The organism is Acidilobus sp. 7A (assembly GCF_003431325.1).
Taxonomy (GTDB): Archaea; Thermoproteota; Thermoprotei_A; order Sulfolobales; family Acidilobaceae; genus Acidilobus.
On the sequence record NZ_CP010515.1, the window covers coordinates 902,359 to 928,171 of the forward strand.

A 25,813-nucleotide genomic window follows, 5' to 3' on the forward strand; every position below is an offset into this window, starting at 1 on the left:
GGGAATATGAGCCGGTTTTAAGCTCGCGCTAATGCCCCTGGGCAGGTGGCCTGAGTGGAGATAAGGCGCCTCCTCGAGCCCTCGGAGCTCTCCCAGGTGGTTGACGTTCAGCGCTCGGCCTGGGGCATGGACAGGTCGAGCTGCGAGGCAGTGCCGCTCCACATGCTCAGGGCCCTGGTGGAGAACGGCGGCATAGTGCTTGGGGCCATAGACAGTGGCAGGGTGGTGGGCTTCTCCTTCGGCTGGTTCGTCGAGGCCCCCGAGGGCACCTACTTCTACAGCCACATGACTGGGGTCGTAGAGGGGGCCAAGTACAGGGGCCTGGGGACCCAGCTCAAGCTTGCCCAGAGGCGCGAGGCGCTGGCCGCAGGTGTCAGGCTCATAAAGTGGACCTTCGACCCCCTGCAGAGCCTCAACGCCCACTTCAACCTCGGCAAGCTTGGGGCCATATTCAGGCAGTACAGGGTGAGGTACTACGGCGAGATAAGGGACTCCATAAACGCCGGCCTTGAGACCGACAGGGCCATAGCGGAGTGGCACCTGGACAGCAGGAACGTAAACTTGAAGGTGTCGGGGGAGGCCAGGGTGCCCAAGGCCGAGGAGCTGGTCAGCATGGGTGCCCACGTGGCCGTGAGGCCGAGGAGCCAGGCCGGCCTTGAGGTCCCCGAGGGGCCGGACCTCTCTAGGTCGCCTGACGTTGTCCTCGTTGGCCTGCCCAGGTCAATATCTAAGGTGAGGGACGCCGACCCGGGCCTCGCCTCAAGGTGGAGGGGGGCCACGAGGGAGGCCTACACCTATTACCTCTCCCAGGGATACATAGCCTCGGACTTCACCTGGGGCGCCGAGGGGCACGGCTACGTGGTCATGGTAAGGGAGCCGCTGGGCGAGGTCCTTGACGGGGTGAGACCGTGGAGCTGAGGAGGGTTGAGCTCCTGGAGGTCTGGGTCAGGCTTAAGTCACCCTTTGAGACCAGCTTCGGCAAGACGCTGGAGAGGCCTGCGATACTTGTGAGGGCGGAGGAGAGGGGTGGGGAGGTCGGCTGGGGCGAGGTGGTCGCGGACTCAGGCCCTTGGTACAGCTATGAGACGAATGAGACAGCTTGGCACGTTATAAGGGACTTCATACTGCCCCAGCTGAAGGGCGACGTGGGCCCGAGGGGCTTCCCTGCCCTGGTCTCAAGGATAAGGGGCCACAACATGGCTAAGGCCGGCGTTGAGATGGCCCTCTGGGACCTCGCCGCAAAGCTCGAGGGGAGGCCCCTGTGGCAGTACATAGGGGGAGTGAGGGACAGGATAGCCAGCGGTGTAAGCGTCGGCATCCAGCCCTCCCTCGAGGACCTCGTGAGGGTGGTTGACAGCTACGTCCAGGAGGGCTACCAGAGGGTGAAGATAAAGATAAGGCCGGGCTACGACGTGGAGCCCGTCAGGAGGCTCAGGGAGGTCCTCGGCCCCTCCCTTAAGCTTCAGGTTGACGCCAACGCCGCCTACACGCTGAGCGACGTGGAGGTCTTCAGGAGGCTCGATGACTTCGGCCTGCTCATGATAGAGCAGCCGCTGGGCTGGAGGGACCTCGTGGACCACGCCGAGCTCGCAAGGCACATAAGGACCCCAATATGCCTTGACGAGAGCGTAGCTGACGCTGACGACGCGAGGAAGGCCTACCAGCTGGGCTCAGCCATGATAATAAACGTCAAGCCTGCGAGGGTGGGAGGCCTCGGCGAGACGCTCAGGATCCATGACCTCTGGTACCGCCAGCTGGGGAGGCCCATCTGGATAGGCGGCATGCTTGAGACGGGGGTCGGCAGGGGCCACCTGGTGGCCGCCGCTACCCTGGAGGGTGTCAGGTACCCTAACGACATAAGCGCCAGCTCAAGGTACTACGAGGAGGACATAGTTGAGCCCCCCTGGGAGCTCAACAGGGACGGCACCATATCCGCGCCCAGGGCCAGCGGGATAGGGGCTGAGGTGCTCGAGGACAAGGTCCGCTCAGCTGCTAAAAGAGCCTATGAGTTCAGGCCTTAGGGGCGGCCTCCCTGAGCCTCCTCTCGACCTCGCCGAGGCCGACATAGCTTATGATGAGGCCTATGAAGCTGGTTATGACGAGCGGTATGGCTGTCAGTATGCCGCCCGCCTCCAGCAGTGCGTCGTTGTAATATGAGCCCACCTCGAAGAGGCCGACGCCTATAAGTATGAAACCCACGACGGCTATTATGAAGCTCAGGTCCACTGCTATGAAGCCGCCGAACATGAAGGTCGCCGCGCCCACCAGGGCAACTATCACGGCAGCTATGATGAGCCAGACCCCCGCGACCCCGGCCCAGCCTCCCTTGCCGGCCGCCTCAAGGGCCTTGAAGCCCGCGCTGAGCCTCCCAAGGGCCAGAAATGAAACCACCAGCAGCACCGCGGCTATAGCGGCGACGCCTACGGCAGCCCCTAGCGAGGCAGCTAGCGGCAGGGGAGCAGGCCCCATGTGGACCACATACCTGGTGGCGCCGTTAACACTAACGACTGCCCCCACAGCCGGCCTTGTGGCAAGGAACGCGCCTATGCCTATCACAATTGATGCAGCGAGCAGGAGCAGCGGCACCACTATTAGCAGCAGGGTACCGCTCCTCAGCTTATCTATGCCCTCAAGCTCGTACTGGAGCTGGGACGCCAAAGTCCCTCCTCACAGCTTAACGGGCGTCGCGCGCACTTAAAATTAACGATAAAATAATTAAGCGCTCCTAGGGAAAAGGGTCTCGGGGTCACTGCACTTCTATGCGCCTGACCAGCTGGCACCTCTTGGCAAGCTGGAGGACTGGCACCCCCTTGGGCACCACGAGCTCGTTCACGACCTTTATTGACCTAACCTTGGAGTTTATTGTGTCCCAGTCCACGTCGGGCGCGAAGACGAGCCTCTTTATGTTTGAGAACACTATGGGCTTGTCCGCCGCCTGAAGGTCGGCCTTCGTCACCGTGAGCTCGTCAATGTTGCTTATGAGGTCGAAGTCAGCCACCGCCCCCACAACGGTCTTCATCGCGCTCGCCTGGGCCTCCTTGAGCTTATCAACTATCCTTGACAGGGCGCTCGACACCCTCTGGCCCACGTCCTTGGTGGCCTCTATGCTGACCAGCAGGTTACTCATGGCCATGTTCATCAGGTCCCCAACCGTGACGCCTAGGTCCTTGGCGGTCCTGCTAAACCTCTCGTAGAGCTCGGGGTCAAGGCCCCTTATCGTGTACGCCTTCCCCTTCTCCTCGCCCTCGCCGCCGCTGCCCTCCTGGGAGCTCACACCTGTCACCTCTGTATTACAGAGGTGACAGAGAGGACTTATAAGCTTTGCCTTCTTAATTTTATGCTAAATATTAATTAAGGTCAGTTAAGCCTTTTAAGTGACTTTCTCTATATAAGAAATGGTGAGTTCGTTGCGCAACCCCGCGCGATAGCCATCACGGGCAGCGACGAGAGAGTCCTCGGGGCAACCAAGGCGACGCCCTACGTCGGCCTAACAGGCATTGTGCTGGGCGCCGACTGCGTCCTAGCGTGGATGATAACTGACGGCCTCGGCCAGGTCCTGGCCGCCGGCCTAGCTATAGTTGTCCTCACGCTCTTCATAGTAGTTTACGCCATGGCTGTGGCAGCCCGCGGCAGGACGGGCAGCAACTGAGCTCTACTTAGTTCCTCCTACCTTTTTAAGCCACTGATGAACCCTTTAACAGGGTTATGCCGACATGGCTGCGCCGCCAGTACCTCGAGGCGTAGGCTCCCGAGCCTCGGAGGCCCTGCTCCCTGAGCCCCTTGAAGTAGTGCAGCGACCCTTGAAATTTTAAGAAAACTGTATATATTTATATTTTAAAGTTGAGTGCCTTAACGTTTAGGGGAGGCGGCTTGAAGCAGGTAGTAGTTGGAGGCGTCGGCTTCGTCGGGGCTAACCTGGTGGCTGAGCTGAGGAAGAGGCACGAGGTGCTCGTCGTAGCTAGGCCCTCCTCAATAAAGAAGAGGCCCAGGATAGCTGAGGACATAAGGAGGATGGGGGCTGATATCCTGTTGCTGGACAGCATAACCCCAGAGGCCCTTGCAAGGGTCGGGGGAGACGCCTACCATCACGTGGCCGGCGTGCTCACGGGCAGCAGGGAGGCCTTAGAGGAGGCACACGTCAACCTCCTGAGGAGGGTTATATCAGCTGCCTCCCAGGTGAAGGCGAGGGTCGTGTACGTGAGCTCGACGGGCGTCTCCACAGAGATAAGGGGGATGCCCCCCGGCTCAAAGGTCTCGGAGGAGGAGAGGCACCTCGACCCAGCAACCTTCGTGCACAGGACGCCCTACGAGATCACCAAGGCCGAGGGCGAGAGGCTCCTCCTCTCAAGCGACGAGGCACTTGGGGGCAGGTGGGCCATACTGAGGCCCTCGGTGATCTTCGGCCCCTGGGGCTACGAGCCGCAGTGGAGGGCCACCCTCTGGGCTGCTAGGAGGGGCCTGACGCTCTTCACGGGCTCAAGGAACGCCGTCTACGCGGGCGACGTGGCGAGGGTCGCCGAGATGGCCAGCTCCGGCTCCCTTGACAGGTCCTGGGTCTACGTCAACTGGCCCTTCGAGGTGGACATAGGCGACATAGGCATGGAGATCTGCAGGCAAATGGGCAGGAGGTGCCGCAGGCTCAGCCTCAGGTGGGCCGCGAGGCTGGCCTACCTGGCCCCCAGCTCGTCGCTCAAGCTGCTGTACAGGACGCTGAAGTACAACTACTTCTACGTGAGCAGAAGGCTCGAGGGCTTCAGCTACACCTCCCTCCAGGAGGCGGTCTCAAGGTTCCTGGAGTGGGCCTCAGGCGGCACCTCAGCTTAAAACGCCGAGGCGACCCATCCCAGGGGGCTTTATGGCTGGAAGTCCCATAATATTGGCTATAGACGGCCCCCTGTCGGGCTCGTGCGAGGCAGCGGCCAGGCTCCCGTTGCAGCTTGATGACATAGTGAGCGGCGCCAAGGTGGGGGTGCCGTTCCTGCTCAGGTGCGGCGTGGGCTCCCTGGCAGCCATGAGGTCGAGCTACGGGGGCTTGATTGTGGCTGACCTTAAGCTTGCCGACGTGGGGGACGTGATGCTAAGCACGGTCTCAGCCGTGAAGGACTTTGTTGATGCTGTCATAGCGCACTCCTTCATAGGCTACTCAGGCGCCCTGGACGAGCTCTCGGAGGGGCTCAGGGGGTGGGGCCTGAAGCTGGTCCTCGTGGCCTCCATGAGTCACCCCGGCTCGCAGGAGGTCTACGACGGCAGCCTGGGGCAGCTGCTGAAGGTCATATCAAAGGCTAGGCCGTGGGGGGTGGTAGCCCCGGCGACGAGGCCTAACGTTATATCAGCCGTGAGGGCCGCCCTAGGCAGCGAGGTCAAGGTGCTCTCCCCGGGCGTGGGGACCCAGGGGGCCAGGCCGGGGGACGCCCTCTGCGCCGGGGCAGACTACGAGATAGTCGGGAGGAGCATAACGTCAGGCCCTGACCCCAGGGCTGCGGCTGAGGAGGTTGCCAGGCAGCAGGCAGAGGCCCTGAGGGTGTGCCGCCGTGGGATGGCTTGAGGGGGAGCTCATAAGGTCGGGGGCCGTGCTCTTCGGCGAGTTCAGGCTGACCTCAGGCGGAGTGAGCCACGTCTACGTCGACATGAGGAAGGTCATAGGGGACCCCAGGCTCTTCAGGCTGATATCCCTTGAGCTCTCCCACAGGCTCCTTGATATTGGCTGCGGCGACTGCGTCGCAGTGGGCGTGGCCACCGGAGGGGTCCCATGGGCGTCAGCCATAGCCCTTGAGCTCGGCCTTCCCCTGGCGTACGCCCGCCACCCCAAGGGGCACGGCACTGAGAGGGACCTTGAGGGGGCCGAAGTCTCAAGTAGAGGGGCCGTGGTCATAGACGACGTTGCCACGACCGGGGGCAGCCTGGCCTTCGCTGCGAAGGTGGCCAAGTCGCACGGGGCCAGGGAGGTCATAGCTGAGGTCATAGTTGACAGGGGCCAGGGGGCGAGGGAGGCCCTTGAGCAGATGGGCGTCAGGCTGCTGTCACTCACCACGCTCAGGGATATACTCAGCGAGGCGCTGAGGCTGAAAGTCATAGACGAGGCCCGCCTGAGGTCAATAGAGGAGGAGCTGTGGGGCCAGGCTAGGCCCTAGACGGCATGCCCCCCTCAAAGGGGTTTATAGTCTTAGGCCTGCCCAGTACCTCCATGTCCTCCGCGACCAGCCTTCCGCCTACTACCACGGCCTTTGGCGCGGCGTAGAGGTCGCCCATGAAGTAGTGCCAGTAGGGGGCCTTGCTGTAGGTGCCCGCGAACCTCCGAGGCCGCTCTTCAACCACAACGAGGTTGGCCCTGTGGCCTGGCTCCAGGAGGCCGTAGAGGTTGCCGAGGCCGAGCACCCTAGCTGGCCCCGTCGTTAAGAGCCGGAGGAACTCGCCCCTGCCCATCGCCCCTGAGCTCACGAGCCTGTAGAGTGCCCAGGGCCACAGGCCGAGCCACGGTATGCCCGCCGGGCAGTGGGGCCACGACGACTTCTCCTGCGGGGAGTGAGGGGCGTGGTCGCTGGCCAGCGCGTCGACCTGGCCCTCCACCACAGCCTTAAGCATGAGGGACCTGGTGACCTCGTCCCTGAGGGGCGGGTTGACCCTGAAGTGACAGCCGCCCAGCAGGTGGCTGTAGAGCAGGTAGTGCGGCGTGGTGTCAGTCGTGAGCCCCATCGACTTTGCCAGCCTGAGGGTGCCCGGGCAGGAGACGTGGGTTATGTGAACCCTGGCCCTGGCTGAGGCCACGTAGTAGAGGCTCGCCCCCTCGGCCCAGCAGCCCCTCAGCTCGTCCCTCTCGTAGTTCTCCTCCGCCCACGCCCTCTCGGCCTCGGGGAGCTCCGGGTGAAGTACGACCAGGAGGTCCCTCATGTTTAGGATGACTTCGACGCTCCCCCACCTGCTGGCGAGGTCCTCGGGGAACACTTTGAAGCCGGCTATAGGCATTGAGGCCAGCCGCCCCACGAGCTCAGGGGAGTCGGGCACGCCGGCGTAGACGGCGTGGTCAACGTATGAGGCGCCCCTGAGCGCCTCAAGCTTAGCCCTAAGTGCCTCTGGCGTCGAGAGCCTGGGCCTCGTGTTAGGCATGTCAGTCACGAGGGTTACGCCTGATGCCAGGGCCGCCATGGTGCCGCTTGCCTCGTCCTCCTTGTAGGAGAGCTCGAGTCCCCTGAGGTGCACGTGCAGGTCTATGAGCCCTGGGGCTACGTAGAGGCCGTCGCCGTGGTAGCTGTGCACCTCCTCGCCCCTGGGCCCGGAGCTTATGGACTCTATGATGCCGTTACTGACGTTGACGCAGCCCTCCCCCAGAGGCCCCCTGGCGTCGTAAAGCCTGCCGCAGAAGGAGGCGTCGGCCATCAGCTACCTCCCACCAGCTGAGATATCACCTCGCGCTCCCCGAGCTCGGTGCCGCAGTAGTAGCACCTCAGCCTCAGGGGGGAGCTGCTGATTACCTCAAACCTGCTGACGACGGGCTCGCCCGACTTACGCGATATGCACGTTGGGTTAGGGCACCTCAGCACGCCCTCTATGACCTTCGGCACCTCGACCCTCCTCTTCTCCACGACATTGTAGTCCCTCACTATGTTCACCGTGGCCTCCGGGGCGACAAGGGAGACCTTCATTATGTCCTCCATCCTCGGGTAGTAGCCCTCGAGCTTCACTATGTCCTTGACCTTCATCCTGGCGCTGTCTACGTTCATTACCACTGCCACCCTGAAGCCCTCAGAGCCTGTGACGCCCAGTATCCTGAGCACAACAAGGGCCCTGCCCGCGGGTATGTGGTCGATGACAGTGCCGTCCCTTATCTTGCTCACGAGCAGCTTCCTCCCCTCGCCGCCTGTCCCCTGGCTCATGCCCCATCACCTTGTTGGAGGCTTCGCCCTTTAGGGCGGGGAGCCGTCAGCTCCAAGCACAAGGGAGAGGAGGGCCATCCTGAGCGGCACCCCCAGCCTCGCCTGAGTGAAGTAGGCCTGGAACTCAGTGTTGTCAACGTCGGGCGTGAGCTCATCAACCCTGGGCAGCGGGTGGAGCACCTTAGCCCCCCTCCTGGCGTAGGCCTCGAGGAGCCTCCTGGTGACCCTGTAGCTCCCCCTAACCTTCTCATACTCCTGCAGGTCCGGGAACCTCTCCCTCTGTATCCTCGTCACGTATATCACGTCCGCCCTCGAGAGTCCCTCCTCGAGGGGCACCTCAATAAGCTTGAGGCCCCTCGACTCAACGTCCTCCCTCACCTCGTCCCTCAGCCTCAGCTGGGGCGGCGACGAGAGCATGACGGAGGCGGGCCTGAACGCAGTGAGCATCCTGAGCAGGCTGGCGACCGTCCTCGCGTACCTGAGGTCGCCGAGCAGGAGGAAGTTCAGGCCGTCAACAGAGCCGAAGAGGGTCCTCACTGTGTAGAGGTCAAGCATGGCCTGCGTGGGGTGGTGCTGGCTCCCGTCGCCCCCGTTTATCACTGGGGCCTGGGCGACCTCAGCTGCCAGCATTGCGGCCCCCTCGTACTTGTGTCTGACAACTATCAGGTCCGAGTAGCCGTCCAGCATCCTTATGGTGTCAACGAAGCTCTCGCCCTTTGCGACGCTGGTGCCCTCCTCCGCCGAGAACCCTATGACGTCAGCCCCCAGCCTCTTGGCGGCCGCCTCAAAGCTCAGCCTTGTCCTAGTTGATGGCTCAAAGAATGCGGTGGCCACTATTCTGCCATCGAGCCTCCTCTTGACTGAGCCCGCGGAGAGCTCCTTCCTCATCTCATCAGCCCTCTCAAAGAGAGCCTCCAGGTCCTCCCTGGAGAACTCCCTCGGATCTATTACGTCTCGACCGCGCCAGGGCAAAATGCCCACCTCAGCTTTGCCTGGCCTCCCTTTTAACCTGTTCTGGGCCTCCTGCCGCGCCGTTGGGCTCCAGGGGCCCCATTACCCACCTGACACAGTGGAGGCGGCCGAGGGCCAAGCCCCTGCGCTCTACAATGAGTAAAGGTAAGGTGACTGAAGTTATGGTATAGGGGCAAAAGGTTGCCGAGGCATACCAGGGGCTTGAGAGGGCCAGGGCGCCTGGCCTTGACGCGCCCTCCAGCAGGCCTAGCGTAAACCGGGGAGTTAACACGGCGACGCGCAGGACCGCCGCTCAGCCGACCTGCGACCTGAGGACGTAGACGAGCGTTATGTAGTGGGGCGCAAGCCTGATTATGTCCCTCTTGGAGACCACGCCAACGGGCCTCATGTTCTCCCTTGAGAGCACGGGGAGGTGACCTATGGTGTGGCTGCCCATGAGCTCAGCGGCCTCCTTAACGGTGTAGTCCTCAAAGACGAAGTAGGGGTTCCTTGTCATTATGTTGCCTATGGGCACGCTGCGCGGGAGCCCCCTTGCAACCACCTCCCTCACTATGTCCGTCTTGGTGACTATCCCCATGAGGCTGCCGCTGTCGTCAACAACTAGGAGGGAGCCGACGCCCCTGTCTATCATTAGCTGGGCGGCATCGTTCACAGGGGTTATTGGAGTCACCGTTATGGGGGGAGAGTGCATTATGTCCCTGACAAGGGGCTCAGCCGTCATAAGCTCACCGGGACTCTTGAGGCCCGGCAAGTTAAAAGCGCTCCTCCCTGCGCGCCGCAGCGGGCAGGGGCTAAGCGATTTTACTCGCCAGGCCTGGGCAGGCGCTAGGAACTAGCTTGAGCCGCTGGGCCTCCCTGCTAGGAGTCCTCATACCCTTCATGCTGTCGGCCTACGCTGTCTTCTCAATATCCCTAGCCGCTGACCAGCTCTCGGCCTCCCTCAGGGTCCCCAAGGCCCTTGTGCTGGTCGCCATACCGGTGGACTTCATAGGAGGGGCGATAGGCGGCGTCGCAATTGGCTACCTGGCTGACAGGGCCGGCAGGAGGGCGGCGCTCTACGTCGCGGAGGCCGTGTTCAGCGTCGCCGTTGCCCTGGCCTCCCAGCTCAGGGGCCTTGCCCAGCTCTACGCCGCCTGGTTCTTCGTCGGCTTCGGCGTCAACGCCCAGAACGGGGTCTCATACCCAGTGGTGGTGGAGCTGCTGAGGAGCTCAAGGGGGCTAGTGGGGGGCATCATGCAGGGCCTCTACTTCATAGGCTTCTTCCTGGACGCGCTCACCTTCCAGCTCGTGCCCCACTGGAGGACCTACTTCCTGGTGGTTGGCCTTGTTAGTCTCATCCTCACCGTGGCGCTTAACTCCCTGGTAGCTGAGACGGCCGCGAGAAGCTACAGGGGCCTCGGCCTCAGGGCCTTCGACAGGAGGCTGGCGCTGCTCACAGCTGGCCTCTCCGCGATATCCGTTGGGGCCTTCATGTTCACAATACCGCTGCTCTCAGTGGTGCCCTCATTCATAACGTCAATGGGGCTCAGCAGGTCGTGGGTTGAGCCGCTCTCAATAGTTGGCTTCATTGGCTTTATTGTTGCGGGCTGGGCCTCCGACGTAGCCGGCAGGCTGAAGACCGCCCTGGCGTTCATAGCGGTTAGCCTCGCGTCCGCGGCCGCCCTCGTGGCCCTTGCAAGGGGCTACGCCGGCCTAGCTGCACTCTCCCTCATGTTCTTCGCCTCCGGCTACTTCTCCTTCCTAGGGGTGTGGGCGAGTGAGACATACCCTGCAGAGCTCAGGGCCACCGGCACCAACGTTGTCTTCCTGGTGGCAAGGGTCGTCGGGGGCTTCTCAACTGCGATAGCCGCCTTCATATACCCCCCTTCGCTCAGGGTCGGCACAGCCCTCACGGGCATAATTGCAGGGGCAATAGCGCTGGCGGGCGCGGCCGCATTTTACCTTGCAGCTAGGCCTGCGCCTGCCGCCCGCCCCCTCGCTGACGCCCTGGACGAGGAGCCTGGCCTCGCTGACGATCCTCCTTATGTTGACCCAGTGTCCTCCCTCCCAGTAGACGTGGCCGCACCTCGTGCAGACGTAGAACTTGTCATACTTGGCTAGGGCGCCCGGGGGCACCCTGCCCCTCACGGCGTTCCTGTCTGTGACCTCCCTCAGCTTGCCGTTGCATATGGGGCACCTGCTGAGGGAGGGGTCGACCCTCAGCTCTATGAGGCCCTCCGAGGCGAGCCTGGCAAGGTTGCTGGCCACGTTGGCCTCAGGCAGGAGGACGGCCCTCAGCTCGGCCCTCTGGGCCCTCGCGTACAGGCCCCTGTCGCTTGTAACTATCACCCTGCCCGTCCTCGCGGCTATGCTGATTATCTGGGCGTCGTTGTAGGACCTAGAGTATAAGGTGTCGTAGCCCAGCATCCTAAGCCACTTGGCCAGCGTGCCAAGCATGGCGTCTACTATGAACCCTCGCTCCGCCACTTCTCTTCCTCCTCCCAGCGAGCGGCCGGGGCTTTATTAGTTAGGCCTGAGCCTGAGGGGCCTCGCCAGCCCGAACGTCCTATTGTATATGTAGACCCAGGCCCTCTCGCCGACGCCGTCAACGAGGGAGCAGGACCACAGGCCCACCACCACGCCGCCTACTATGTCCCAGAGCCAGTGGACCTGCAGGAGGAGCCTGCTCACCATTATTGCAATAGCGTAGGCGGAGGCTGCGTAGCCGAGGCCCTTCCTCCTGGTGGAGGGCGTGGTCATCATGTAGTAGGCCAGGACAGTGACCCTCACCGTGTGGCCTGACGGGAAGCCGTAGTAATCAGCGTTCACCAGGTTGCCCAGGAGGCCGAAGTAGATAAGGGGCTCGTGGGGGCGGGGCTCCATGACGTACGCCTTGAGCAGGGCGGTCACTATCATTGAGAGTATTATGGCTACCGCAAAGGAGACCAGCCTCCTTGAGGCGCTTCTATGGAGGCCGACGTCCAGGAAGTAGGCTATTGCCGTGACGGCAGCGAACGCCTCCAGGCTCGCCGTGTAGGAGAAGTAGTAGATGGCCGGCGACCTCAGGTCAAGGTAGCTTAGAACTGCCTGGTCAAGGGCCTGGACCCCATCGTACTCCCTGAGGACGGCGGCTATCACGACGGCCGCCAGGACCACTGACAGGGCTGCTAGTGCCTTGACGCTGGTCAGCCTTGAGCTCAAAGTCGAGCCTTGGTGTACGGTGAAAGGTTCATATTAAAGCGTTTACAACTGAAAGCCTCGCCTTTCAAGGCGGGGAGGAGGTCAGATCAGTCCCTGTTGGCGGCCCCAGCCATGTCTGAAATAGACCTGAAGCCCATGTAGTCCATGTACTCCGAGAGCCCCCTCCTGACCTCGCCTATTACCTGCAGCCCCCTCCTCACTAGCCCTGAGCCCACCTGAACAGCCCTCGCCCCTGCCAGGATCAGCTCGGCCGCATCCTCCCACCTCTCCACTCCCCCAGCCCCCACTATGTCAGGCCTCAGCTCCCTGTAGACCTCGTAGACCGCCCTGACCGCTATGGGGTGTACTGCGGGCCCCGAGAGCCCGCCTATCCCGTGGCCCAGGGACGGCCTGATGTTGTAGATGTCAATCCTCATAGCCCTCACGGTGTTTATGAGCGTCAGCCCCCTGGCCCCGGCCTCCAGGGAGGACTCGGCTACCTCAAGCAGCCTGTCCGAGACCCCCAGCTTGGCTATCACCGGCACCTTAACTGTTGAGGCGACAGCGCTGACCACCCTCCTGCTCATGTCAGGGTCCATACCTATGTCGAGGCCCATCCTCTCCACGTGGGGGCAGCTGAGGTTCAGCTCAACGGCTGAGGCCCCAGACTCCTCTGCCGCCGCGGCGACCCTAGCGAAGTCGTCAGGCGTGGAGCCGGCCACGCTCACTATAATGGGCAGCCTGAGCTCCCTCAGCGCCCTCATGTGCTCCCTCAGGCCCTCTATGCCAGGGTTGGCGAGGCCTACCGCGTTCAGTGAGCCAACGTCAAAGTGCACGACCCTCGGCATTGGGTAGGGCTGCCTGGGGGAGGGCGTGTAGGACTTCGTCACGAGCGCGCTGACCCCTGACCTAGCTATAGCTATCAGGCCGTCCAGGCTCTCGCCCATTATGCCGCTAGCATTCATAACGGGGTGCTGAAGCTCGAGGCCAGCAACCCTCACCCTTAGGTCAACCCTCAACCCAAGCCCAAGGTAGGGCGGACGCCTTCTCTTTTAAGCGCAGCGGCCGGCGTCCGTGCTCCTCCATAATATTCTCAGCGCCCTCCTCCAGGTCGGTGGCTGGCTTGAGCTACGCGGAGAGTTCCAGGGAGTACTACCTTGAGACTGGCACCAGGTTCCCGAGGCTCATAATATGGGCCATGGGGCTCATAAAGGCCTCAGCGGCCAAGGCCAACTCCCAGCTGGGCCTCCTGGACGAGCGCGCGGCCTCATGCATATACGAGGAGGCCCTGAGGCTCTCCCAGGGCGCTTACGACCCTGAGGTAACAGTTGACGTGTTCCAGACGGGCTCAGGGACCGGCCTCAACATGAACGTGAACGAGGTCATAGCCCTCCACGCGGGTGAGAGGTGCGGCGCCAGGGTGCACCCGAACGACCACGTCAACATGGGGCAGTCCAGCAACGACGTTGTCCCCACGGCGATAAGGCTTGCAGCCTACAGGGCCATCACAGAGCTGGTGCTGCCGGCGGCCAGGGGGCTCGCGACCTCGCTGAGGTCAAGGGCCTCGGAGTACACGGGCCTCGTCAAGCCAGGCAGGACGCACCTGAGGGACGCCATGCCTGTCACCTTCGGCATGGAGCTGGAGGCCTACGCTGACGCAATAGAGGGCGACGCGTCAGCCCTTGAGGCCGCCTCTGCTAGGCTGCTCGAGGTCCCCCTGGGCGGCACCGCCGTGGGCACCGGCGTCAACTCCCACCCGAGGTTCGCCGAGCTGGCCCTGGGGGAGCTGTCGTCCCTCACGGGGCTCAGGCTGAGGCAGGCCAACAGGATGAGGGCCATGAGGAGCCTCGCCGACCTGGCCGCCGTCAGCGGCGTCATGAGGTCCCTGGCCTTAGACCTTCACAGGCTGAGCCAGGACCTGAGGCTCCTCAACTCGGGCCCCAACACGGGCCTGGGGGAGATAGAGGTACCTGAGGAGATAGCTGGCAGCAGCATAATGCCTGGCAAGAAGAACCCCGTGACCCTTGAGGCGGCGATGCAGGCGGTGGCCCAGGTCGTTGGCCTCGACGCGGCCGTCGCCTGGGCCTCCTCCCTCGGCGAGCTCGAGCTTAACATGGGCGTCCCCCTGGTCGGCTACGACGTCCAGCTTGAGGCGTCCCTGCTCTCGGAAGCACTGAGGAAGGTTGACGCCATGGTCGTCAGGAGGCTGAGGGCCAACGCGGAGAGGATGAGGGCCCTGGCCGAGGCCAGCCAGGCCCTGGTCACCGTGTTCTCCCCCATAATAGGCTACGACGCCGCCACGAGCGTCGCCGAGGAGGTCAGCAGGGGGGCAAGGCTTGAGGACGCGCTGAGGAGGCGCGGTGTGCCTGAGGACAAGGTGGCTGTGCTCAGGGACCTCTCCAGGCTGGTGAGGCCTGGCTACCCGGCTAAGGAGGTGTAAACCGGGGAGTTAACACGGCGTCAGCTGAGCTAGTCGAGGCCAGGTATCCTGGCCTTCTCGAACCTCTCGCCGCCGTTTATCGGCCTCGTGGCATCTATGCCAACCTTGGATGTCATGCCGTCGACCTCGCTGCTCGGGTCAAGGGTTGAGCCCCTGGCGCGGGTTATCACCACAAGGCCCCTGTCGGCCTGGAACCTGGTGGCTATGGCCCACTCCACGTCCCTCGGGTCGTCAACGTTTATGTCGTCATCAACCACTACGACGTGCTTCAGGCTTGGGTGGGCGGCGAAGGCCGCCATTATCGCGTTCTTCGGGTCGCCGTCGTGGCTCTTCCTGACGGATATGACTGCGTGGAGCCAAGTGCCGCTGGCCGGCGTGAGCCTCACAGCAACCACCTCAGGCACGACCTTTGAGACGGCGTCGTAGATCGCCGCCTCCCTCGGGAAGCCCATTATCATGCCGTGCTCGAGGCCGCCCGGCAGGATCACGTGGGAGACCTCGTCAGGGTTTATGAGGACCTGCCTCACCTCCAGCACGGGCTGCCTCCTGACCCTGTCGTAGCCGGCCATGGCCTCCACGAAGGGGCCCTCGTCCGCCTGCTCAGCGGTGAGGTAGCCCTCTATGACGGCAGAGGCCCCCGCGGGCACAGGGTTGCCGTGCACTGGAGTCCTGAAGACCTCAATGCCGCCCACCACGGCGGCCGCCCCCCTCAGCTCGAAGAAGCCCAGGGGAGGCGAGGAGGCGGCGGCGAGCATCACGGCCGGGTGAACCCCAACTATAACTGTCACGGGCAGCGACTGGCCCCTGGATATGGCCTTGTTGTAGAGGTACCAGAGGTGCCTCGGCACGAGCCTCACGGCGGCCCTCCTCTCGCCGAGCAGCATTACCCTGTGGACGCTGGCGTTGCACGCGCCCTCGTAGCAGGCTATGAAGATGGCGCTGGTTAGGTAGAGGCCCCCGTCTCTCTCGTAGAACTTGACAGCGGGGAGGGACATGAGCCCCCTCGAGGCCTCCCTGAGCCTCGGCTGGCCGACCTCCCTCAGCTCGCCCTGCACGCTCATGGCCCTCAGTATCCTGTAGTAGGCGTCCCTGAGGTCGCTGGCCCCCAGGGCCCTGATCACCTTGTCCCTGCTGTCAATAACGTTACTAACGGCGTCCTGCTCTGAGCCCTCGACGCGGAACCTCAGCGCCCTCCCGGAGCCCTGCCTCCTCTTGATCTCAGCGGCGGCCTCGTACTCCCTCCTGACCTGGCCTATGTTCTCGTAGCCTACCTCCTCCACAAAGGAGCTCAGCGACCCCCTCAAGCTGAGAGCCCAGGGGAGCTGAAGTCAAGGGAGTTAAAAGCTGAGAGGGGGAGTCATGGCCAGCCTCAGGGCGGCCCTGAGGTTCCTGTCCTTGAGCCTCACGGGCAGCTCCAGGCGGCTGCTGGTGGTGCCGTACTCATCGACAACCTCAAACTGCAGGCCTGCCTCAAGCAGGGACCCGGCGACCTCCTCCCAGCCCGTGCCCGAGCCCAGGAGCACCCTGTACCTCTCGCTGGGGGCTGCCCTGACGATCCTTGAGACCTCCCTCCCCACGTCGCCGCAGGCGGAGGGGGAGGCGTGGAAGACCAGGCCGTCAGCTATCGCTGCGACGCCGCAGGCCCTCCTACCTGGGTCGACACCTACCTGGAGGGAGCTGAAGGAGCCCGAGGGGTAGGCCAGGGCCAGCAGCAGGGCCCTCAGGGGGTCGGGCTCAAACACCTTCGGCCTGCCGTCAACGGCGCCAGCCAGGAGGGCGTACTCCGGCGAGCCGGCGAGGGGCATCACCGCAACCTCCCAGCTGGAGGAGGGGTCAAACGTGACCCTGACGCCCTGCTGCTGGAGCAGCCACAGCCTACACTTGAGCTCCCTTATGGCCTCAGGGTCCGCCCTGAGCCAGAGCAGGCTCCTGGCGACCAGCCGCTCACCGCGGCCGACAGGCAAGGGGAGCCTAATAAGGGACACTGGAGGGACCTGTCGTGGCCTGGCTTAGTACGCCCCAATCTATGGCCTCCCTTATGGCAAGGGAGAGGCTTGTCCTGTTGCTCTTTGAGTACCCAAGGTAATCCCTGATGTCCCTTGAGCTTAAGACGAAGCGCTCCCTGTTCCTTTCCATCCTTGTCTTCTGCAATATCTTGGCAAGAACCCAGACCATGGGCGGGGGCCTTAGCCTACGCCACTCCACCTGGGGCTGGAGGTAGCGTGACAGCGGCCCCTGGGGCTCCCCCTGGGGGCTGTACAAGAGTGACCGCGGGGGCTGGAGGGGGCCTGGGGCCCTGAGGAGGGTAATATGACATGCGCGGGCCCATTTATCTGTAGGGCTCCTTTTAGGTGGTAATGTTTAAAGTCCCTGTGTCTATAGCTTATGTGGGAGTGCGTGGGGGAACGCCTCCGAGGGGCTAGGGGCCTTGCCTTGGGGGGCGCGGGCCCCTAGGAGCCCCTTTTACTTATCCTGCCTTCCTGAGGCGGTCAGGCCATAAATGGATTACTTTCACTTTCCTCGCTGGCCTCCCGCAGTCCTCCTCCCCGCGGTCCTAGCACCCGAGCGGAGGTGAGCCGTGAGGGGCGAAGCTTAGCGCGAGGAAGAGCTGGGGGCTGTATAACCTGTTCAGGAGACATAGAATGCGTCAGTGGAGACGTAAACGTTGTCTCCTGGAGACAGCGGCCCAATCGCCCGCTGTCTCTGGCATTTGTCCCAGAGACGATGTCCTGCTGAAGACGTCAGGCTCGCTGGGCCGCTGTCTCCGCTATTTGTCTCGGAGACAGAGCGCAGCGGCCCCAGGGGGCTAGGAGAGGCTACAGGCTGGGCCACAGCATGGCGTAGGAAGCTGTTGCGCCTGGCAGAGACGTAGAGGCAGAGACAGAACCCACATGACAGCCCTGCCCCGTGTCCCTGAGGCCTGGCCAGGCTGGGCGCAACAGAAAGCTGGGCCATCATATGGCCCAGGTAGGAGCTTCAGCCAGGGGCCTGCGGACACCTCAACGTGTCCGACGGACACATAGGGCGGACACGCGCCCAATCGGGAGGGTGTCCGTTACGGACACCGTTGTGTCCGCAGCGGACAAGGCGCAGGCTGCCCGTAGGGATTTGACGGACGGGCGAAGGCCTGCCCCGTGTCCCTGAGGGCCTGTCCCGCACGGGCGCAGCTGCTAGCCGCACCATCATATGGCCCAGCTTGGAGCCTCACCCAGCGTACAGGGGCCAAAGTGCTGTGTCCCTGGGACACATGCTGGGGACACGCCTCCAATGCGCCCATTTGGCCCTGGGGACAACGTTCTGTGTCCCCAAAACATGTTTTATGTCCCCAGAACGCTTTCTATGTACCTAAGAAAGGAAAGTGAGTATTTCCTATATAAGAAACCCGCGCGTGCCCCCTACGACGTCCCTGGCCTAGCTGGGCAGGCCCTGAACCGCAGGGAGGCCTAGCGTCATACGCACAAATTTGGACGTTAAGCTCAATAGGCGCCTCGAGGGCCCGCCCAGCCGTCCGTCCCTGGGCGCTCATTCTCGTCAGCTTATGATCACCCTCGCGCCCAGGGACCTCCGCCTCGCCCGCAGGGCCCCATTTATGGCGCTCCCCATGCGTAAGATTCCTGGCACTTCTGTCTCTGCGGGCTGAGGCCGAGGTTTAGAGGCTCATGCCGAAAAGCGAAGAAAAAGGGTTTCACTAAGGCGCTTAGGCGCCCCTTTGGCCTTCAGGCTATGAGGTCACGTTTATAAGTATCAGCGCCTTGGGCAGGGTGAAGCTCTGGCCGCCGATGGTATACACGGGTGTCAGGTTGCTGAAGTATACGTAAACGTAATAATTCGGGAGGGAGTTGGTTATTGTAATAGTGTTTACGGTCACTGCCACCGAGTTGCTCTGGTACTGGAAGGCGCCGAGGAGCGCCCCTATCACCTCTAAGACAGCGCCTGCCGCCTGTCCCCCTGGCAGCACCATAAGGCCCGTACCTATAATCGACGCTATGGCAGAGCCCAGGTCAAGGCCTATGCCCAGGGGCGACTCGCCCCCGTTAACGGAGAGGTCCACGTAGGATTTATAGAGTGACGTGTTAGGGTTCACCGTAGCGTAATACGTCAGCTTCGTGGCGTAGTCCTCCCATATGACTGGCGCTGGCGTGTTGGGGAGCGGGCACGTGGCGCCACCCCCACCACCCCCAGGGGGGTGCGCAATGAGGTCGCCTGAGAGCCCAGGGGGGTCGCCTGGGTCCTGCATGAGGGCCTGCTGCTCGATGGCCCACTCGCTCAGGTTAACGCACGGGTCGTAGGCCATCCAATAATAGATCACGGGGGCCACTGCGCTGCTGTTCTCCACCGCCTTAAACTCCGTCAGCTGGAGGCCGAGGTACCAGCTCACTGGCGTGTTGGAAAGAATCAGAGGCAGCAAGTACGCCGTCCAGTTGACCAGCGCCACCTGGCCAACCATGTAGAGCTGGATTATGTCAGGCCCTTTCTCATTTTGCAATGGGATATAGGCCGTTGTGCCGTTACCTTCTGCGACCTCTCCTTCAGTCGTGAACGTGAACGTGGTCCCCAGCTGCGGGGAAAGCTGGCTGACGGCCTGGAACAGGTTCCCCGTCTCCTCATAATCGTCCGTAGCGGCGTCGAACGCGCTGCCAGCTATCATGAGGCCGTTTATAGTGAACTGCTTGATCTTTTCAGAGGCCACCGTTATATCTATGGTCACAGTTGGACTGGTATAGCCTTCGCTAACACTGCTGGGCTGCCCCAGGGCCACTGCGAGGCTTATGGGGGCCATGCTCTCGTTGTTGGGGTACCAAGCAATGACGTGGGGTACCAGTAAGAGATCGATAGGCATATAGCAGATGGGGCAAGCGTATGGCGGGCGCGTGGATGAGGTTGTGGTTATATTAGTTAGCGTGGTGGTGACCGTCGTCGTTGTGGTCTGCTCTGGCGACGCCTTAGCGAGGCCCCTCACGGCCACCCCAGCGCCCCGCCGCTGGCCTTCACGAGGGTCCTGAAGGGGCTGCCCACCACCACGTCTATCACTGCCCCGCTGCCGCTGAGCGGGAGGCTCAGGTTAAGGGGCTGGAAGGAGGGCTGTGTCAAAAGCTCAACGCTGCCGTTGGGCAGGGCTATGGGGTATGAGACCCAAATTGTTATCGAGGGCTCAAAGGAGAATATGGCCGCTTTGCCGTATGTGCTTATCCAGTCCTCGGCCCAGCCGACCAGCCCGCTCAGGTCTATCACGGCCTGGGCCCCAGTCCCGTTGAAGACAGGGATGAACTCAGTCCCGCTAGGCGTCGGGGCCCAGGCCCACACTGAGAACGAGGCGTTGGTGAGCTGGGTCGAATCCCCGTCGCTCCCTATAACGTATGCCCTTATTATGATTCTCCCCCTGTGGAACAGGCCAGGCACCAGGTAGGACAGCCCAGCGAGCAGGGAGGCCGATACAACGATGACGAGGACGAGGGCCAGGGCCCTGGCCGCCCTCAAGAATGCCGCACCTCGAGCTAGTTTCTGTGCGAAAAGGGTTAATTATAGTTTTGCGGCCCTCTAAGTCAAGGCGCGTCCTGGCCTTCAACTGGCAAGGCGCCTCGAGCGAGCAGCCATCGTTTTCCACAAGCTTGTGGAAAACGGCGCCCCAGCCCCTTAGGCCAGCCAGGACCTCCTCAGCGAGCCTGACCTCTGTGTAGTGAAGGATGTAGTCGAGGGACCTGTGGCCAGTTATCTTGGCGACTATTGAGGGCGACACGCCCCTCTTCAGAAGGTACGAAACGAAGGCGTACCTCAGGCGTGAGTGTTAAAGCCGTAGGCCCTGCAGCAGTACACCTTGACGGCTGCCTTTGGGTTCCTGAGGGCTGAGAGCGCGGCGCAGGCCTAGTGGATCGCACGAGCAACGACGCCAGGGCCTCAGCAGCCTCTCCAAGAGGGCCCTCCACAATTAGTTGATAATATAATACTATAAAAGAACTTCATTGATGTGAAAATGATTCAGCCCAGTTCCTGCCGCTCATGTGGCCTACCAGGAGGGTCACGAAGCCCGCCATGCCGTTGTCGCCGAGCCTGTCGAGCAGCCATCTCAGCCTCTCGAGCTGCTGACTTAAGTCGCCGCTGGCGCTCACGAAGTCCTGGCCAGCGAACAGCCTCACCGCCCTCGCCCCTATGGACTTCACGGCTCTTATGTCCAGTACGGCCCCCTCGTCCCAGCCCCTCCACATCCTCACGTTAGTCTTCCTTGGCCAGCATTTGACCCCGAGGGGGAACTTGAAGGAGCCGTCAGTAAGCGCCAGGCCTCCCCTGGCCTCAGTCCTCAAGGCCTTCCCCAGGGACGTGGGAGCCCCAGCGTAAAACACCTCCTTGGGCTACGCGTAGCGAATGCCAAGCTCGTCTACAACGGCGTCGAGCTCCCTGGTGAAGCCGCTGAGCTGCAGCACGGGCACCACTGCGGCCCCGTTGACGGCCCTGGGCAGGTCCTCCCTGAGCACCACAAGAGCCGGCAGGAGCCTCCTGGGTGGCCTTGGAAGGCCCAGGGAGCCCCACAGGGCCATGAGCCTCCTGACCCTCTCCGCGTGCCTTGAGGCGGCCTCGGCTACCCTTGAGGGGGAGCTGGACCTGTATGACCACCTCTTGCAGTCAACTACAACGCCGTAGTCGCTGGCCAGGCCAAGGACGTCGACCTCCAGCCCTCCCCTGCCCGGCACCCTCAGGTTCCTCCACACCCTGAGACCTGCCTCCCCCAGGGCCTCGGCCACCAGGCCCTCGAAGTCCCTCCAGCTCAGCAGCCTCGAGACGACCTCCGGGTCTGCCCCGAGCCTTATGGCGGAGGCCGCCAGCAGTGCCCTGTTGGTGGGGCACGCCAGGCCGCCCTCGAGCCTAAGGCCCCCCAGGGCCTCAAGGCCATCAATGTAGCCCCTGGCGACCTCGACCCCTAGGCCCGCGCCTGAAAGAAGCTCCTGGAGGGTCACGCAGCCGTTGGAGTTGAGCAGGGCAACAGCGAGGTCAGTGGCAGGCCCCAGCAAGCATCAGCCCCGCGACGCCGTTAAAGTCCAGCCCTTATAGCCATAGCCCTCGCTGGGGCATCAGCTCGTTGCAAGGCGATGCCTTCATGGGAGGCCCCCCACCAGCTTTTCCAGTGCCTCAGGCCCCATGGCCCTCAGGGTCGCCCTTATCACAGCCCTCAGGGCCTCGACCGGCCTCTTCATGGAGAAGTCCCTGAGGCCACCCTCGTACCACTCATAGCTTAAGCCCCTGACCAAGACCACGGGTATTGACTCGCTTGTCTGTCTGGCCAGGAGGGCCGCGGAGGCGCAGACCTCGTTAGCTATGTGGTCAACGCCGCCGTACTTCGGCACCCCGTTCCTGTCGGGCTTTCCGAAGCCCCTGTCCACAGGCCTTATGCCGTAGGAGCCTATGGCCCTGTCCATTGAGGCGCCGGCTATGCTGACCTCCGTGTCGCAGAGCACCACGGCCACTCTGACGCCGCACCTGGAGGCTATGTTACTGGAGAGCTCCCTGGCCTCGGCGTCTGGGTCAGGGGGCGGCACGGCGTAGAGGCCCCCAGGCACGTTGGAGGCGTCGATGCCGGCGTCTGTCCATATCATTCCAGACCGCCTCACTATGAAGAGGTACGGGAACCTCTCGAGGGCCATCCTGGCGGCCTCAGCATCATAAGCTACGTCCTCAAGCCTCAGCGTCCCAGTGTCGTAGAGCTCCTTCACAGGTAGAACCCCTAGGACCTCGTCGCTCTGGCTGAGCACCAGCTCAACCCACCTTGGATCCATGCCTAGGGCCGAGGCCACCCTGAGGGACCTCTCGGTCGGCCTCACGGAGCTTATGTCGACCAGGTAGCCCTTTGCCTTTGAGACCACCTTGCTGGCCACAGCCACGACGTCGCGCTCCTGTAGCCTCGCGGAGGAGCATATGAGCGACGCCAGGTCGTCGCCCCTCCTTACCTCGGGCAGCTCGACCCCTATGAGGGAGACCTCCCTCAACCAGGCCACCGGGCCCGCAGTCCCTGGGAACAATTAAGGCGTTCAGCGTTCGGCTGAGGCGTTGCAATTTTAGGAGCAGCGCAGGCCGAGCGCTACGAGCCCAGCGGCCCAGCGCAGACAAATCATGGCGGCGTTATTATGGCGCAGCCAAAGCCGTGTCCGAGCAGTGTAAGTATGGTGCTTCAGGCCATGAGTCTGCCTATTAGTGCTGCAATCCTTATTACTCTAGCGACCCCCGTTTGCCCAGGTGAGAGGTTGAGCTTCGCCGAGGGCGACATAATAATTACCACAGCTAATGATATACCTGGCCGCAGGGTCGTTAAGGTCCTCGGCGTGGCCCTGGGCATAACTGTGAGGTCAAGGGGGCTCGGGGGCAACCTGCTCGCAAGCCTGAGGTCGCTGGTGGGGGGCGAGATCAAGGAGTACACGGAGATGTCGGAGCAGGCCAGGGTGCAGGCAATACAGAGGATGGCCGAGCACGCAAAGAAGCTCGGCGCCAACGCAGTCATAGCCTTTAGGCTGGACTCCAACGAGATAGGCGAGACCATGGACGAGATAATAGCCTACGGCACCGCTGTGCTGACGGCTCCCAGCCCTGAAGGGTGAAGCCTCCTCCTTGGGGTGAAGTCCTTAGGCTTTCTTTCTCTTTACCCTGGCTTTCTTACCTGAGCCTCCTCGCGGCCTCCCTGTACACAGGGTCGAGGAACTCGTAGCCCTTAACTATGCTCAGCCTCTCAAGGGTCCTCAGGACGTTGTCGAGGACGCTCGATGACACCGTGGCCCCCTCGCCCTCCTCAAAGCACCTCTTAAGCGACGACCACGAGTCCCTGCCCTCCGCTATGCATTTGAGGGCCAGCCTGTACCTCCTGCCGGCTGAGGGCGAGGCCCTAGACTTCTCCTCTACTAGGTTCTCCAGCTCCCTCAGGGCGACCCCTATGGCCCTCTCCCTGACCTCCTCAAGGCTCCTCGCGGCCAGGTACTGGTTGCCAGCGAAGGTGAGCCAGCCAGGGATGCCGTCGAAGAGCCTCACCATCTCGTCAATAACTTCCTCGTCGACCTTGAGCTTGGCCTCCTCGAAGCCCCTCCTGAGGAACTCTGCTGACTGCTCCTCGCTGAACCTGCCCAGCTGGACCTCGTGGTAGTACCTGCCGTAGAGGGGGGAGGACGGGTCGTCAACGCCTATGAGCTCGTGGAGGAGCCCGACCTCCGAGCCTGTGAGCACGAAGGTGAGGTTCCTGTCGTAGTCGTAGGCGTGGGCCAGGGCCTCCCTGAGCTCAGCCCCCATGGGACCCCTAAGCCTCTGGGCCTCGTCTATGGCCACTATCAGCCTCCTCCTGTTGAGGGCGTCAAATAGCTCTGCCAGGCTTATGTAGTCCCTTCCCCTCCAGCTTATCTCTACGTAGTTGCCCATTATGTTAACGCCCCTGATCCCCTTAAGGACGTCGGCGAGCCTAGACAGCCTTGAGGAGAGGGCCTTGGACAGGAGGGAGTAGAGATCCCTCCTGCCGTAGTTGGCCTTGAGCTCCCTCGCGTCAATTAAAATGTAGTCGTGCCCCAGCTCGTTAAGGGCCACGAGGAGGAGCGAGGTCTTGCCTATCCTCCTCACGCCGCTCAGCACTAAGAGCGGCCTGTTGACGTTGTCCATTATTGCCGCCAGCTCGGCCTCCCTGTCGAAGAGGTCCTCCCTCCTCTCCTTGGGTCTCTCGTCAAAGAGCATGCTTCTGCCCCAGAAGTTAACTTCTGCCCCAGAACCTTAAATACGCTTAGACATCAAAAGTCTCGGTATGAGGGGAGGGCCCTTGGAGGTCAGCTCGGAGTCCCTCCCAAAGGGCCTGTCGGTTGGGAGCCCGTAGATGAACCCATTTTGCGGGCACCCGCAAAACTAAGGCTTTCCGGCCGCCACTCATAAACGGCCTTCATGGAGGTGCTTTGTTAACTCCCCGGTTAACGCCTGACAGGCAGCTCAGCGCAGCAGGTCACCTTTAATTCCGCCCTTGCACTCGCCACTTGATGTAACTTGTTGAGCGGCGAGCTCGCTGCCCTGGGGGCCGCGGTGATATGGGCCTACGCCAGCGTCGCCTACAGGCCGTTCGTGGAGCGCCACGGGGCCGTCAGGGTTAACGTGATGAGGACGCTCTACGCCGCCATAGCTTCGGCGGTGCCTGCCGTGATACTTGGCATAATGAGGCCGGCCTCCCTCTGGGCCCTGGCGAGCGGGGCCCTGAGCCTCGGCGCGGGCGACACCATGTACCTGGCCTCCATAGGCTCCGTTGGGGTCTCCGTGGCCGCCCCGGTCTCCTACACCTTCATAATAATGGCCGAGGTCATGGCGTTAGCGGTGGGCGAGAGGCCGACCCTCCCGCTGCTCCTCGGCGGCATACTGGTGGTTGTAGGCGTCGCGCTCATCAGCAGGGGGCCCATGGGGAGGCTGAGGCCCTCAGGCGTCGCCCTGGCGCTTGGCGCCGCTGTGGCCTGGGCCTCCGGCTGGGTCATGATAAGGGTCGCTGACGTGGGCGGCCTGAGCCCCGTCTCAACAGCCTTCCTCAGGGTGAGCGCCGCCCTTGCAATACTTGCAGCTGTTAGTGCCGTCAGGGGAGGAGGGCTGAGGGGCACCCTAAAGGGCACCGTGAGGACCAGGCTGCCCATAGTGGCGGCCGCCGACCTCGCGGGCGGCTCCGCGCTGTTCGCCCTTGCAATAGGCGTGACGGGCGTCGACAGATCCATGGTCATAGTGGGCTCCATGCCCCTAATAGCGCAGGCGATAGCCTGGGCCTCAGGCTCTGAGAGGCCGTCGGCCTTTGAGGTGGCGGGGGCCGCCCTCGTGACGTTAGCGGTGGCCCTGGCCTTTGCATGAGAGCATCGAGGTCAAAGTCCTGGTCGACCCTAAGGGCACCACTGACTCAGAGGAACACGACAGGGTCATTAGGGAGAGAGGGCTTACAGGCGCACGGTGTCGGCATGCCTGGTGGCGCTAAGGGGATTAGAGGTTATCAGAGGTGCACGGTTAGACGTGCAGAGGCGCTACGGCGATCCAACGGCGCTGTTAACATGGCAGCTTCTCGGCCCTGGGCCTCTTTCATTTAAATATAAATACCACTATTTTACCTCCCCTCTAGTGGTCCTCATTTGAATATGCCTGGAAGGAAACTTGTGGGCCTGGCGGCCCTCGCCCTGGCACTCATCGTCGTCCTGTCCTTCGCGGCGTCGCCTACAGGCGGGCTCCGTCCTACGCGGTCTTCCCGCCGGTTCACGGCAAGCACGTGGCTAAGGGCGCTTACATAGACCCATACCTCTGCTACACATCGCCGCCAGCCCCGACTGGCATAGATGACTTCGGCCTCTACAACTACACCTCTGCACCCCTACGGGGGAAGATCTTACTATATTAACCATGC

28 protein-coding genes and 1 pseudogene are annotated in these 25,813 nt (G+C 62.6%); 11 read left to right on the top strand and 18 right to left on the bottom strand.

What is annotated here, in order from left to right:
* Window positions 1–54 precede the first annotated feature (54 nt).
* Window positions 55–918 carry a hypothetical protein gene (locus tag SE86_RS04495; protein WP_117354460.1) on the top strand — a complete coding sequence of 288 codons (864 nt, stop codon included), beginning with the start codon at window positions 55–57 and terminating at the stop codon, window positions 916–918.
* Complete coding sequence (gene menC / locus SE86_RS04500) at window positions 909–2,021, top strand: o-succinylbenzoate synthase (protein ID WP_117354461.1); 1,113 nt, start codon at window positions 909–911, stop codon at window positions 2,019–2,021. The genes SE86_RS04495 and menC overlap by 10 nt, the downstream gene beginning before the upstream one ends.
* Here menC and SE86_RS04505 read toward each other — a convergent pair.
* Window positions 2,011–2,658, bottom strand: a complete 648-nt coding sequence (locus SE86_RS04505) for a DUF973 family protein (protein ID WP_117354462.1) — start codon at window positions 2,656–2,658, stop codon at window positions 2,011–2,013. The two genes, menC and SE86_RS04505, sit on opposite strands and share 11 nt — an antisense overlap.
* A gap of 88 nt (window positions 2,659–2,746) precedes the next feature.
* Window positions 2,747–3,274, bottom strand: a complete 528-nt coding sequence (locus tag SE86_RS04510; RefSeq protein WP_211096480.1) for a hypothetical protein — start codon at window positions 3,272–3,274, stop codon at window positions 2,747–2,749.
* A 225-nt stretch (window positions 3,275–3,499) separates the two neighbouring features.
* On the opposite strand from SE86_RS04510, the gene SE86_RS07995 reads away from it, so the two are divergent.
* From SE86_RS07995 to SE86_RS04525, 4 genes are all read left to right on the top strand, one after another.
* Window positions 3,500–3,649 (top strand): hypothetical protein, encoded by a 150-nt coding sequence (locus SE86_RS07995; RefSeq protein ID WP_158543121.1) that lies wholly within the window; start codon window positions 3,500–3,502, stop codon window positions 3,647–3,649.
* A gap of 221 nt (window positions 3,650–3,870) precedes the next feature.
* The gene (locus tag SE86_RS04515) at window positions 3,871–4,824 is read left to right on the top strand and encodes an NAD(P)-dependent oxidoreductase (protein ID WP_158543122.1); all 954 of its coding nucleotides are present in this window, start codon (window positions 3,871–3,873) and stop codon (window positions 4,822–4,824) included.
* A 31-nt stretch (window positions 4,825–4,855) separates the two neighbouring features.
* On the top strand, window positions 4,856–5,545 hold the full coding sequence (locus SE86_RS04520) for an orotidine 5'-phosphate decarboxylase / HUMPS family protein (RefSeq protein ID WP_117354465.1): 690 nt from the start codon (window positions 4,856–4,858) through the stop codon (window positions 5,543–5,545).
* Window positions 5,532–6,131, top strand: coding sequence for a phosphoribosyltransferase family protein (locus SE86_RS04525; RefSeq protein WP_117354466.1), 600 nt, complete (start codon window positions 5,532–5,534; stop codon window positions 6,129–6,131). The genes SE86_RS04520 and SE86_RS04525 overlap by 14 nt, the downstream gene beginning before the upstream one ends.
* Here SE86_RS04525 and pyrC read toward each other — a convergent pair.
* The 4 genes from pyrC to SE86_RS04545 form a co-directional block, all read right to left on the bottom strand.
* Complete coding sequence (gene pyrC / locus SE86_RS04530; protein ID WP_117354467.1) at window positions 6,121–7,374, bottom strand: dihydroorotase; 1,254 nt, start codon at window positions 7,372–7,374, stop codon at window positions 6,121–6,123. The two genes, SE86_RS04525 and pyrC, sit on opposite strands and share 11 nt — an antisense overlap.
* On the bottom strand, window positions 7,374–7,871 hold the full coding sequence (pyrI, locus tag SE86_RS04535) for an aspartate carbamoyltransferase regulatory subunit (protein ID WP_117354468.1): 498 nt from the start codon (window positions 7,869–7,871) through the stop codon (window positions 7,374–7,376). Before pyrI ends, pyrC begins: the two co-directional genes overlap by 1 nt.
* Before the next feature lie 30 nt (window positions 7,872–7,901).
* Entirely contained in the window at window positions 7,902–8,852 is a 951-nt protein-coding gene (gene pyrB, locus SE86_RS04540; protein ID WP_117354469.1) for an aspartate carbamoyltransferase, read from the bottom strand.
* 283 nt (window positions 8,853–9,135) lie between these two features.
* Window positions 9,136–9,564: a CBS domain-containing protein gene (locus SE86_RS04545; RefSeq protein WP_117355124.1), complete on the bottom strand. Its 429-nt coding sequence runs from the start codon at window positions 9,562–9,564 to the stop codon at window positions 9,136–9,138.
* Between the two features lie 158 nt (window positions 9,565–9,722).
* Between SE86_RS04545 and SE86_RS08195 the strand changes: the two genes are divergently transcribed.
* The gene (locus SE86_RS08195) at window positions 9,723–10,943 is read left to right on the top strand and encodes an MFS transporter (protein WP_236747361.1); all 1,221 of its coding nucleotides are present in this window, start codon (window positions 9,723–9,725) and stop codon (window positions 10,941–10,943) included.
* Here the strand turns inward: SE86_RS08195 and SE86_RS08200 are convergent.
* The 3 genes and pseudogenes from SE86_RS08200 to pyrD all read right to left on the bottom strand — a co-directional run.
* Window positions 10,917–11,279, bottom strand: a pseudogene (locus SE86_RS08200) (Mut7-C RNAse domain-containing protein); the annotation flags it as partial. The gene SE86_RS08195 and the pseudogene SE86_RS08200 overlap by 27 nt on opposite strands.
* A gap of 66 nt (window positions 11,280–11,345) precedes the next feature.
* Complete coding sequence (locus SE86_RS04560; RefSeq protein ID WP_117354471.1) at window positions 11,346–12,023, bottom strand: phosphatase PAP2 family protein; 678 nt, start codon at window positions 12,021–12,023, stop codon at window positions 11,346–11,348.
* Between the two features lie 86 nt (window positions 12,024–12,109).
* Window positions 12,110–13,021, bottom strand: a complete 912-nt coding sequence (gene pyrD, locus SE86_RS04565; protein WP_211096482.1) for a dihydroorotate dehydrogenase PyrD — start codon at window positions 13,019–13,021, stop codon at window positions 12,110–12,112.
* Window positions 13,022–13,125: 104 nt separating this feature from the next.
* Between pyrD and SE86_RS04570 the strand changes: the two genes are divergently transcribed.
* Window positions 13,126–14,442 (top strand): lyase family protein, encoded by a 1,317-nt coding sequence (locus SE86_RS04570; protein ID WP_211096483.1) that lies wholly within the window; start codon window positions 13,126–13,128, stop codon window positions 14,440–14,442.
* 29 nt (window positions 14,443–14,471) lie between these two features.
* On the opposite strand, the gene SE86_RS04575 is transcribed toward SE86_RS04570, so the two are convergent.
* The 8 genes from SE86_RS04575 to SE86_RS04615 all read right to left on the bottom strand — a co-directional run bounded on the left by SE86_RS04575 (window position 14,472) and on the right by SE86_RS04615 (window position 22,418).
* A complete protein-coding gene (locus tag SE86_RS04575; RefSeq protein ID WP_117354472.1) occupies window positions 14,472–15,746 on the bottom strand; it encodes a UbiD family decarboxylase in 1,275 nt (424 codons plus the stop codon).
* A 33-nt stretch (window positions 15,747–15,779) separates the two neighbouring features.
* Complete coding sequence (locus SE86_RS04580; RefSeq protein WP_117354473.1) at window positions 15,780–16,427, bottom strand: hypothetical protein; 648 nt, start codon at window positions 16,425–16,427, stop codon at window positions 15,780–15,782.
* On the bottom strand, window positions 16,414–16,704 hold the full coding sequence (locus tag SE86_RS04585) for a hypothetical protein (RefSeq protein WP_117354474.1): 291 nt from the start codon (window positions 16,702–16,704) through the stop codon (window positions 16,414–16,416). Before SE86_RS04585 ends, SE86_RS04580 begins: the two co-directional genes overlap by 14 nt.
* A 1,459-nt stretch (window positions 16,705–18,163) precedes the next feature.
* Window positions 18,164–19,402: a hypothetical protein gene (locus tag SE86_RS04590; RefSeq protein WP_158543123.1), complete on the bottom strand. Its 1,239-nt coding sequence runs from the start codon at window positions 19,400–19,402 to the stop codon at window positions 18,164–18,166.
* The gene (locus SE86_RS04595; RefSeq protein ID WP_148666773.1) at window positions 19,399–19,920 is read right to left on the bottom strand and encodes a hypothetical protein; all 522 of its coding nucleotides are present in this window, start codon (window positions 19,918–19,920) and stop codon (window positions 19,399–19,401) included. The genes SE86_RS04590 and SE86_RS04595 overlap by 4 nt, the downstream gene beginning before the upstream one ends.
* Before the next feature lie 479 nt (window positions 19,921–20,399).
* Window positions 20,400–20,741, bottom strand: coding sequence for a hypothetical protein (locus tag SE86_RS04605; RefSeq protein ID WP_148666774.1), 342 nt, complete (start codon window positions 20,739–20,741; stop codon window positions 20,400–20,402).
* A gap of 48 nt (window positions 20,742–20,789) precedes the next feature.
* Window positions 20,790–21,446, bottom strand: a complete 657-nt coding sequence (locus SE86_RS04610; protein WP_117354478.1) for a restriction endonuclease — start codon at window positions 21,444–21,446, stop codon at window positions 20,790–20,792.
* 84 nt (window positions 21,447–21,530) lie between these two features.
* A complete protein-coding gene (locus SE86_RS04615; RefSeq protein ID WP_158543124.1) occupies window positions 21,531–22,418 on the bottom strand; it encodes a coenzyme F420-0:L-glutamate ligase in 888 nt (295 codons plus the stop codon).
* Between the two features lie 255 nt (window positions 22,419–22,673).
* Here SE86_RS04615 and SE86_RS04620 point away from each other — a divergent pair, with 255 nt between their 5' ends.
* On the top strand, window positions 22,674–23,024 hold the full coding sequence (locus tag SE86_RS04620) for a heavy metal-binding domain-containing protein (RefSeq protein ID WP_117354480.1): 351 nt from the start codon (window positions 22,674–22,676) through the stop codon (window positions 23,022–23,024).
* Between the two features lie 55 nt (window positions 23,025–23,079).
* Here the strand turns inward: SE86_RS04620 and SE86_RS04625 are convergent, their stop codons facing one another.
* Entirely contained in the window at window positions 23,080–24,135 is a 1,056-nt protein-coding gene (locus tag SE86_RS04625) for an ATP-binding protein (protein ID WP_117354481.1), read from the bottom strand.
* A 303-nt stretch (window positions 24,136–24,438) separates the two neighbouring features.
* On the opposite strand from SE86_RS04625, the gene SE86_RS04630 reads away from it, so the two are divergent.
* Both SE86_RS04630 and SE86_RS08205 read left to right on the top strand, forming a co-directional pair.
* Window positions 24,439–25,272, top strand: a complete 834-nt coding sequence (locus tag SE86_RS04630; protein WP_158543125.1) for a DMT family transporter — start codon at window positions 24,439–24,441, stop codon at window positions 25,270–25,272.
* A gap of 406 nt (window positions 25,273–25,678) precedes the next feature.
* Window positions 25,679–25,807, top strand: a complete 129-nt coding sequence (locus tag SE86_RS08205; RefSeq protein WP_236747317.1) for a thermopsin — start codon at window positions 25,679–25,681, stop codon at window positions 25,805–25,807.
* Window positions 25,808–25,813 lie beyond the last annotated feature (6 nt).

Coding starts and splice junctions, on each gene's coding strand:
- pyrC (WP_117354467.1), bottom strand. CDS start 7,374: ATGGCCGACGCCTCCTTCTGCGGCAGGCTTTACGACGCCAGGGGGCCT.
- SE86_RS04625 (WP_117354481.1), bottom strand. CDS start 24,135: ATGCTCTTTGACGAGAGACCCAAGGAGAGGAGGGAGGACCTCTTCGAC.
- SE86_RS08195 (WP_236747361.1), top strand. CDS start 9,723: ATGCTGTCGGCCTACGCTGTCTTCTCAATATCCCTAGCCGCTGACCAG.
- SE86_RS04520 (WP_117354465.1), top strand. CDS start 4,856: ATGGCTGGAAGTCCCATAATATTGGCTATAGACGGCCCCCTGTCGGGC.
- pyrI (WP_117354468.1), bottom strand. CDS start 7,871: ATGAGCCAGGGGACAGGCGGCGAGGGGAGGAAGCTGCTCGTGAGCAAG.
- SE86_RS04545 (WP_117355124.1), bottom strand. CDS start 9,564: ATGACGGCTGAGCCCCTTGTCAGGGACATAATGCACTCTCCCCCCATA.